The organism is Variovorax boronicumulans NBRC 103145, from assembly GCF_001591345.1.
In the GTDB taxonomy this organism is placed as follows: Bacteria; Pseudomonadota; Gammaproteobacteria; order Burkholderiales; family Burkholderiaceae_C; genus Variovorax; species Variovorax boronicumulans.
On the sequence record NZ_BCUS01000177.1, the window covers coordinates 1 to 8,633 of the forward strand.

Here is an 8,633-nt window from a genome sequence, read left to right on the forward strand (position 1 = left end):
GGATTGTGCTGCGCCAACCGCAACCAGCTCTGCCAGCAGATCTCCAGTCAGAGCCTCCAACGACTCTTCTGCAAAGAATCGAGCCCGAATCCGCTCGAAATACGGCGTCCCAGCAAGCCACGCATCCCACTCAGCGTACGGCACCGCATGCAGCTCCAGAAGCTTGAACTTCATCAGCACCTTCATCGCGTGACGCGCGTGCTTCACTGGGTCTCGCTCTAAGCCAGCTAAACGCTTGCGCGCCGTCTGCAACGCGCGCTCGACATCGGTGAAGACACCGCCATGCCCCGGAATCACCTGCCGTGGTGACAATTTCTCGATCAAATCGAGCGTCGCCGCAATGTCCCCGAACGAGGATTCGCCCATCAGTTCAGGAAAGGCGATGCCAAACCCATTCTCCCAGAGCGCATCCGCTGAAATCAGGGTCCGCGACACCGGGTTGAACAGGATCACCGAGTGCGGATCGTGACCTGGAGCCCCATGCACCTGCCACGCGCTGTCTCCCAGCAGGCGTTCAGTGCCAGGCTCGAGCAGCCCGGTGAAAGCAAAACGCGGACAACTCTGTCCCGTCGCAAGAAAACTCAGGCCTTGCGCATCCCATCGCTCGACCAGCGCAGCCTCTCCAGGCGGAATGTCCGTCCGCAGCGATGGATAACGCTGCTGCAACGCCGCGTTCCCCCCGCAGTGATCGCTGTGCAGATGTGTGTTCAGCACCCGATCGAGTGGACGTTTGCCCAACACCGACTCCACCAGGGCCAGCGTCTGATCGGCATGCGTGGCATAGCCGGTGTCGACCAGCGCCGTTTCCTCGGCTCCGACGAAGAGGATGTTGTTCGAAGACAGCCAGCCCCGCTCGAACACGATGACATTCGCCGGCAGCCCGGCGCTGGCTTCCCGGTGGCGCCCCACGCGCTCAGGCACCGGCGCTGGTGCGCAACTCGCGCCGCAGGATCTTCCCCACGTTGGTCTTGGGCAGCGACTCGCGGAACTCGATGTGCTTCGGCCGCTTGTAGCCGGTGAGCTGTCCGTTGCAGTACTGGAGCACGGCGTCTTCCGTCAGCGTCGGGTCCTTGCGGACCACGAAGACCTTGATGGCTTCGCCCTGCTTCTCGTCCGGCACGCCCACGGCCGCGCATTCGACGACGCCAGGGCACAGCGAGATCACGTTTTCCAGTTCGTTGGGGAACACGTTGAAACCGCTCACGAGGATCATGTCCTTCTTGCGGTCGACGATCCGGCTGTAGCCGTCTTCCTGCATCACGGCGATGTCGCCGGTGCGCATGAAGCCGTCGGCCGTGAAGGCAGCCGCCGTCTCGGCGGGCTGGTTGTAGTAGCCGGTCATCACGTTCGGCCCCTTGATGCACAGCTCGCCCGCCTGGCCGATCGGCAGCGATTGGCCTTCATCGTCCTTGATCGCGATCTCAATGCTCGGCAACGGCAGGCCGATGGTGCCCGTGAACTTCGTGTTCGACACCGGGTTGTTGGTGCCGATCGCGCAGGTCTCGCTCATGCCCCAGCCTTCGATCATCGGGCAGCCGGTGGCTTCGAACCACTTGCGCGCCGTGCCTTCGGAGGCAGCCATGCCACCGGCCTGCGAGACGAACAGCGTCGAAAAGTCGACCGTCTTGAACTCCGGGTGCATCAGCAGCGCATTGAACAAGGTGTTCACGGCCGGCAGCATGTGGAAGGGCCGCTTCTTCAGCACCGCGACGAACTTGTTGAAGTCGCGCGGGTTCGGAATCAGCGTCATGTGCGAGCCCTGGCGGATCACCAGCAGGCACAGCGTCAGCGCGAAGATGTGATACAGCGGCAGCGCGGCGATGCTGTTGACCTTCGCCAGGTCGCCGGCCCGCGCCAATGCGGGCGTGAACCAGGCCTCGGCCTGCAGCGTGGCGGCCACGATGTTGCGATGGGTCAGCACCGCACCCTTCGACAGGCCGGTGGTGCCACCCGTGTACTGCAGGAAGGCGATCGAATCGAGCGTGCTCTGATCGGGCCCGAGCGTGCGCCCGCGGCCTTCGGCAATCGCCTGCTTGAACGGCGTGACCGTGCGGCCGTCGCTCAGCGGCAGCTTGTAGGGCGGCACCATCTTGGCCAGGTGGCGCACGGCCACCGTGATCCACGTGCCGTACAGCCCGCCGAGCAGGTCGCCCATCGCGGTCATCACCACGTGCTTGACGGGCGTGCGCTCGATCACCTGTTCGAGCGTGGCGGCAAAGTTCTCGAGGATGACGATGGCGGTGGCGCCGGAGTCCTTGAGCTGGTGCTCCAGCTCGCGCGCCGTGTACAGCGGATTGACGTTGACGCAGGTGTAGCCCGCGCGCAGCACGGCGCACATCGTGACCGCGAACTGCGGCACGTTGGGCAGCATGATCGCCACCCGCGCACCGGGCGCGAGGCCCTGCGATTGCAGCCAGGCACCCATCGCCTTCGAGAGCGTGTCGAGCTCGCCGTACGACATCCAGCGCTCCATGCAGACCGAGAACGGCCGGTCCTTGTAGCGGCCGAAAGCCTCGTCGAACATGTGAGGCAGGGAGCGGTACTGCTCCGGATGAATCTCGTGCGGCACGCCGGCCGGGTAGTTCTGTCGCGCGGATGTCTGCATGCAAGCTCCTTTGGCGCGGATTGTGGGAGCCAATGCCTCCCACCCGCCAGCGGGCTTGTCCTAGGGGCGTGTGCCCGGTGTCGCGCAGGCGATAGCCGCCGCGCGCGTCCGGGCCATGAACAAGCGATCAGGCGTTGCCGGATTCGCCCGGCAGCAGCACGCCGGCCGGGATGTCGGGCTGCACCTCGAGCGCGCGGTACAGCGGCGTGAAGTCGGGCGCCGTGAGGTCGAAAAGCTGCGCGAAGTTCTCGATCACGAAGTAGTTGGCCTGGTAGGTGTCGATCTTGTATTGCGTGCGCATGGTGCGCAGCAGGTCGAGCGGGAGGCGATGCGGCGCGGGGCTGCGTACCGCGTGCTGCAGCTCGCCGACCGAACTCAGGATGCCGGCACCGTACGCACGCAGGCCTTCGGGCTGGCGGATCAGGCCGAACTCGACCGTGTACCAGTACAGCCGCGCCAGCTTCTCGCCGGCGCCCAGCTCGTGCGCCTTGATGCCGCCCTGGCCGTAGCGCTGCACGTAGTCGGCGAAGGTCGGGTCAAACAGCATCGGCACGTGGCCGAACAGGTCGTGGAACACGTCGGGCTCGACGATGTAGTCGAACTCTTCAGGCTTGCGGATCCAGTCGGTCACCGGGAACTTGCGGTTCGCCAGCAGCGTGAAGAAGGGCAGCTCGGGAATCAGCCCCGGCACCGCGACGATCTCCCAGCCGGTGGCGCGGTGCAGGCGCTCGTTGAGTTCCTCGAAGCGCGGGATGCGGTCCTTCACGCCGAGCAGCGGCAGCGACTTGATGAAGGCATCGCAGGCCAGGCCCGTCAGCTGCGCGGCCTGGCGTTCGTACAGCCGCTTGTAGGTGTCATGGTCGGCCGCCGTGTAGCTGGCCCAGTCCTGCGGGCAGGTGTAGTCGGCTTGCACCGAACCGCCGCGCGAGTAGTCGCCGCGCGGCGGACGATCGGATGCGCCATAGACGGCGGGGGTGACAACGGCGGCGGGGGTATCCATGGGGCGTTCGGTTTCTCGGGTTACTTGAGCCAGCGGTCCATCACGCGCTGGAAGTCGCCGCCGGCTTGCTGCAGGTGCAGCCATTGGTCGACATACGATTTGAAAGCCACGTCGTCGCGCGGCAGCATCCAGGCCATCTCGCCGTACTGCAGCGGCTTGTCGGGGTTCACCGCGCACAGCCCGGGCTTGAGCTTCTGCTGCGTGATGGCCTCGGCCGATTCGGTGACGAACACGTCGGCGCGGTTGGCCAGGATCTCGTCGAAGATCGTGACGTTCTCGCCGTGCAGCGTGAGCCTGGCCTGCTTGAAGTTGGTGCGGGCGAAGCGTTCGTTGCTGCCGCCCGGGTTGAAGACCACGCGGGTCGACGGCTGGTCGATGGCCGCCACGCTCTGGTACTTGGCCACGTCGGCGCAGCGCGCGATGGGCGTCTTGCCGTTGACCATGTAGGGTGCGCTGAAGAAGGCGCGCTTCTGGCGGTCGGTGGTCACCGACACGCCGCCCACGGCGATGTCGCACTTGCCCGCGGCCAGGTCGGGCAGCAGATTGGCCCACGTCGTCTTGACCCACTCGGGCTTGGCGCCGAGGCTGGCGCTGAAGCCGGCCATCAGGTCGACGTCGATGCCTTCGAACGAGGCGTCGGCCTTCTGGAAGCTGAAGGGCCGGTAGTCGCCCGGCGTGCAGATGCGCAGCACGGCCGCCTTCTGCACCGTGTCCAGGTGCGAGGCACCCGGGCCGGCCGCGGACGGCGCCGAGGCGCAGCCCGCGAGCACGACAGCAGCGGCAACTGCCGCGACGAAGGAAGTGACGACAGTCGAAGAAGACGCGTGGCGCATGCCGGGCTCCAGGGCAGTGGTGAAGCGCCTTATTTTGCGGCGCTCAGCACGCCACGGCGCATCTGGTCGAGCTCGATGCTCTCGAACAGCGCCTTGAAGTTGCCGTTGCCGAAGCCGTCGTCGCCCTTGCGCTGGATGAACTCGAAGAAGATCGGGCCCAGCTGGTTCTCGCTGAAGATCTGCAGCAGCAGCGCGTCCTTCTTGCCGTCGATCAGGATCTTGCGGCTCTTCAGCTCGGCCACGCTTTCGCCGTGGCCGGGAATGCGCTTGTCGATCAGCTCGTAGTAGGTGTCGATGGTGTCCAGCAGCGTCACGCCGTTGGCGCGCAGCGCGTCGACGCTCTCGTACAGGTTGTCCGAGCCCATGGCGATGTGCTGGATGCCCTCGCCCTTGTACATGTCCAGGTACTCCTGGATCTGGCCGGCCTGTTCCTTGCCTTCTTCGTTGATCGGGATGCGGATCTTGCCGCAGGGGCTGGTCATGGCCTTGCTCTTCACGCCCGTCACCTGGCCCTCGATGTCGAAGTACTTCACTTCGCGGAAGTTGAAGAGCTTCTCGTAGAAGTTGGCCCACACGTCCATGCGGCCGCGGTACACGTTGTGCGTCAGGTGGTCGATGTAGGTCAGGCCATTGCCCTTGCGCGCCAGCGCGTCCTGCGACGACACGCCCGGCAGCGCCTCGAAGTCCACGTCGTAGAAGCCGATGTTGCCGATGTCGCCCGGCTGCGCGCCGTTCTTGCCCGGCCAGCGGTCCACCAGGTAGATCAGGCTGTCGCCGATGCCCTTGATGGCGGGGATGTTCAGCTCGCCCGGGCCGGCCTTGTCGGCGAAGCCCCAGGCGCCCAGCGCGGTGGCGCGCTCGTAGGCCTGCTTGGCGTCCTGCACGCGGAAGGCGATGGCGCACACGCTCGGGCCGTGCTCGCGCGCGAAACGCTGCGCGAACGAATCGGGCTCGGCGTTCAGGATGAAGTTGATCGTGCCCTGGCGGTACAGCAGCACGTTCTTGTGGCGGTGCTTGGCGATGGCCACGAAGCCCATGCGCTCGAACACCTTGCCCATCGCGACCGGATCGGGTGCCGCGTACTCGATGAATTCGAAGCCGTCGGTGCCCATCGGGTTCTCCCAGGGCGTGAAGGCGGGGGCGTCGGCGTGGCTCATGGATGCTGTCTCCGAAAAGTGGGGAAGTTGTGCAGAAAGGAAAACAAAGGCCCGGATTCGGGCCGTGCTGCACTGTAGGTCGGAAGGCGTTCAGGTTTTCTGCGTTTCTGGGCGCCATGGGTGGCCATGACGCAGTAAAATTGCAAAAATGAAGAAATGGAAGCACTCGACAAGATAGATCGGCTCATTTTGCGCATGCTGCAAGCAGACGGCCGCGCCACCTACGACCAGATCGCGGAGCAGGTCAGCCTGTCGCCCAGCGCCGTGCTGCGGCGGGTCAAGCGGCTCGAGGAGCACAAGGTCATCGACCGCTACGTGGCGCTGGTCCAGCCCGAGGCGGTCGGCCTGGGCCTCACGGCCTACCTGAACGTGCGGCTCGAAAAGCACACCGAAACCCACAAGCGCAACCCCATGGACCTGTTCCGCGCCAGCGTGCAGACCTGGCCCGAGGTGGTCGAGTGCGCGGCCCTCACCGGCGACATGGACTACCTGCTGCGCGTGGTGGTGGCCGACATGGCCCACTACAGCCGCTTCATCATGGACACCCTGCTGAAGCACCCCAGCGTCGAAGACTGCAAGACCAGCTTTGTGCTCGATCGTGTCAAAGCCACAACATCTGTGCCCGTTTAACCACAAATTGGTTGCGTAAACACCACGGACTCTGGTATCGAGTCACGAATGCGTCCAGAAAGTGTCCTTGCGGGCTTGGTGATTAAGGGAAAACCCTTACATTGGAGCCATGCTTACCGCCAAGACCCTCCTCAAAGCGTCTCTCGGCCTCGGCTCTTTCCTGAAGGCGCCGATGGTTGAGGCGCAACCGCGCGCCGTCAGCGCGCCCCCACCCGTCATGGTGCCGATCCGTTCGATCGGCCCGCGCGAACGCGAACGCATCGCGCGCCACCTGCTGGACCTGACGCCGCACGACCGCTACCTGCGCTTCGGCTATGCCGCGGCCGACGAGCAGGTCCTGCGTTATGTCGAAGGCCTGGACTTCGACCGCGATGAACTCTTCGGCATCTACAACCGCCGCCTCGACCTGATCGCGATGGCGCACGTGGCCTACGCGCCCGGCGACCAGCACAGCGACTGCGCCGAATTCGGCGTGTCCGTGTCGTCGCACGCCCGCGGCCGCGGCTATGGCGCGCGCCTGTTCGAACGCGCCGTGGTCGCCGCGCGCAACGAAGGCGTGGGCATGCTCTTCATCCATGCGCTGAGCGAAAACGCCGCCATGCTCAAGATCGCCCGCAACGCCGGCGCCACCGTGGTGCGCAGCGGCTCGGAGTCCGAAGCCCACCTGCAGCTGCCCACCGCCACCTTCGACAGCCGCATGAGCGAGATCGCGCTGGAGCATTACGCCGCCGTCGATTTCGCCCTCAAGAGCCGCGCCAAGCAGTTCTGGGCCTTCCTGGCGAGCCTGCAGGAAGTGCGCAGCGGCATGCGCGACGCGCGCAGCAAATCGGCCCCCTGAGCGGGCGAGGGCGGCCTATGCCGGCCGGACGGTAGAGCCTGTCATGCGCAATCCGTTATCCTTGTCTCTCTTCAACTCCGCCCTCCCGCAGTGGCCGACCCTCACCCTGAACGCGCTCCCGTTGAACGGGAAGACAAGCGTGGCTTTCTCCAGAAGCTCGCCGAATTCATCCACCCCGGCCCCGATTCGCGCGACGAGCTGATCGAAACCCTCGCCGATGCCGAGGACAACGAGGTGATCGGCGCCGAATCGCGCGTGATGCTCGAAGGCGTGCTGCGCATGGCCGACATGACGGCCGGTGACGTGATGGTCGCGGCGCCGCGCATGGACCTCGTGAACATCGACGCGCCCTTCGACGCGCTGCTGCACGCCGTGATCCAGACCGCGCACTCGCGCTTTCCGGTCTACGAGGGCGAAAAAGAAAACATCATCGGCATCCTGCTCGCGAAAGACCTGCTCAAGCTGCAGCGCGCGCCGGGCCTGAACATCCGCGCCTTGCTGCGCCCGGCCACCTTCGTGCCCGAGAGCAAGGGCCTGAACGACCTGCTGCGCGAATTCCGCGGCAACCGCAACCACCTGGCCATCGTCATCGACGAGTTCGGCCGCGTGGCGGGCCTCATCACCATCGAGGACGTGCTCGAGCAGATCGTCGGCGAGATCGAAGACGAGTTCGACATCGCCGAGGACGAGGGCGACATCTTCGGCCTGGCCGACCACACCTACCGCGTCTCGGGCGACACGCCCATCGAGCGCGTGGCCGAGGCCTTCGGCATCGTCTTCAACGAAGAACAGCTGAGCGAAGACTTCGACACCATCGGCGGACTCATCGCGCACGAGATGGGCCACGTGCCCAAGCGCGGCGAGCACCACGCCATCGGCGGCTTCGACTTCGTCGTGCTGCACACCAAGGGCGGCGCGGTGCGCTGGTTCCGGGTGTCGCCGGCGCGCGGCGGCGACGCGGCCGACTGATGCCGGCGCCCGCAGCAGCGGCCCCGGCCCGCGTCTCGCCCACCTCTCCCCCTTCCTCCGCTGCCTCCGGGCTGCTTCGCCTGCTCGGCTTCGGCCTGGCAGGCGTGGCGCAGGCCCTGTCCATCGCCTGGCCGGGCGATGGCCGTCCGCTGTGGTGGCTGCAGCTGCTGTCGCTGGCCGGGCTGGTCTGGCTGCTCGACGGCCTGCGCGCCCAAGGCGCGGGCTGGCGCCGCGCCGGCCTGCACGGCTGGGTGTTCGCGACCGCCTGGCTCACCGGCAGCTTCTGGTGGCTCTTCATCTCGATGCACACCTACGGCGGGCTGCCGGCGCCGCTGGCGGTGATCGCCGTGCTCGCGCTGGCGGCGGCGCTCGGGCTCTACTACGCCGTGGCCTGCGCCTGGTTCGTGGTGCGCGGGCCGGCAGGGCGCATCGCGGGCGCCTTCGTGTTCGCCGCGCTGTGGACGCTGGCCGAGCTCGTGCGCGGCAGCTGGTTCACCGGCTTTCCCTGGGGCGCGGGCGGCTATGCCCATGTCGACGGCCCGCTGGCCGCACTGGCGCCGTGGGTCGGCGTGTACGGCATCGGCGCCGCGGCGGCCCTGGT

The 8,633-nt window shown here is 66.3% G+C and carries 8 protein-coding genes and 1 pseudogene; 4 read left to right on the forward strand and 5 right to left on the reverse strand.

Annotation, left to right across the window (positions count from 1 at the left end):
- The 5 genes from VBO01S_RS29485 to hppD all read right to left on the reverse strand — a co-directional run.
- Nucleotides 1–921, reverse strand: a 921-nt coding sequence (locus VBO01S_RS29485; RefSeq protein WP_255221236.1) for an MBL fold metallo-hydrolase, incomplete at its 3' end; no start/stop codon positions are given.
- A complete protein-coding gene (locus VBO01S_RS29490; protein ID WP_062482236.1) occupies nt 914–2,605 on the reverse strand; it encodes an AMP-binding protein in 1,692 nt (563 codons plus the stop codon). The genes VBO01S_RS29485 and VBO01S_RS29490, both read right to left, overlap by 8 nt.
- Nucleotides 2,606–2,732: 127 nt before the next feature.
- On the reverse strand, nt 2,733–3,605 hold the full coding sequence (gene phhA, locus VBO01S_RS29495) for a phenylalanine 4-monooxygenase (RefSeq protein WP_062482239.1): 873 nt from the start codon (nt 3,603–3,605) through the stop codon (nt 2,733–2,735).
- A gap of 20 nt (nt 3,606–3,625) precedes the next feature.
- The gene (locus tag VBO01S_RS29500) at nt 3,626–4,438 is read right to left on the reverse strand and encodes a transporter substrate-binding domain-containing protein (protein ID WP_062482242.1); all 813 of its coding nucleotides are present in this window, start codon (nt 4,436–4,438) and stop codon (nt 3,626–3,628) included.
- A gap of 29 nt (nt 4,439–4,467) precedes the next feature.
- Complete coding sequence (gene hppD, locus VBO01S_RS29505; protein WP_062482244.1) at nt 4,468–5,595, reverse strand: 4-hydroxyphenylpyruvate dioxygenase; 1,128 nt, start codon at nt 5,593–5,595, stop codon at nt 4,468–4,470.
- Nucleotides 5,596–5,751: 156 nt separating this feature from the next.
- Between hppD and VBO01S_RS29510 the strand changes: the two genes are divergently transcribed.
- From VBO01S_RS29510 to VBO01S_RS29525, 4 genes and pseudogenes are all read left to right on the forward strand, one after another.
- A complete protein-coding gene (locus VBO01S_RS29510) occupies nt 5,752–6,225 on the forward strand; it encodes an Lrp/AsnC family transcriptional regulator (protein ID WP_062482247.1) in 474 nt (157 codons plus the stop codon).
- Nucleotides 6,226–6,334: 109 nt separating this feature from the next.
- On the forward strand, nt 6,335–7,063 hold the full coding sequence (locus VBO01S_RS29515; protein WP_062482250.1) for a GNAT family N-acetyltransferase: 729 nt from the start codon (nt 6,335–6,337) through the stop codon (nt 7,061–7,063).
- A gap of 90 nt (nt 7,064–7,153) precedes the next feature.
- A complete protein-coding gene (locus VBO01S_RS29520; RefSeq protein ID WP_062482253.1) occupies nt 7,154–8,032 on the forward strand; it encodes a CorC family transporter in 879 nt (292 codons plus the stop codon).
- A pseudogene (locus VBO01S_RS29525) lies at nt 8,032–8,633 on the forward strand (apolipoprotein N-acyltransferase); the annotation flags it as partial. The gene VBO01S_RS29520 and the pseudogene VBO01S_RS29525, both read left to right, overlap by 1 nt.

Bases quoted from the DNA above. Each gene is read 5' to 3' on its own strand.
- VBO01S_RS29490 (WP_062482236.1), bottom strand. From the start codon at position 2,605: ATGCAGACATCCGCGCGACAGAACTACCCGGCCGGCGTGCCGCACGAG.
- phhA (WP_062482239.1), bottom strand. From the start codon at position 3,605: ATGGATACCCCCGCCGCCGTTGTCACCCCCGCCGTCTATGGCGCATCC.
- VBO01S_RS29500 (WP_062482242.1), bottom strand. From the start codon at position 4,438: ATGCGCCACGCGTCTTCTTCGACTGTCGTCACTTCCTTCGTCGCGGCA.
- hppD (WP_062482244.1), bottom strand. From the start codon at position 5,595: ATGAGCCACGCCGACGCCCCCGCCTTCACGCCCTGGGAGAACCCGATG.
- VBO01S_RS29510 (WP_062482247.1), top strand. From the start codon at position 5,752: ATGGAAGCACTCGACAAGATAGATCGGCTCATTTTGCGCATGCTGCAA.
- VBO01S_RS29515 (WP_062482250.1), top strand. From the start codon at position 6,335: ATGCTTACCGCCAAGACCCTCCTCAAAGCGTCTCTCGGCCTCGGCTCT.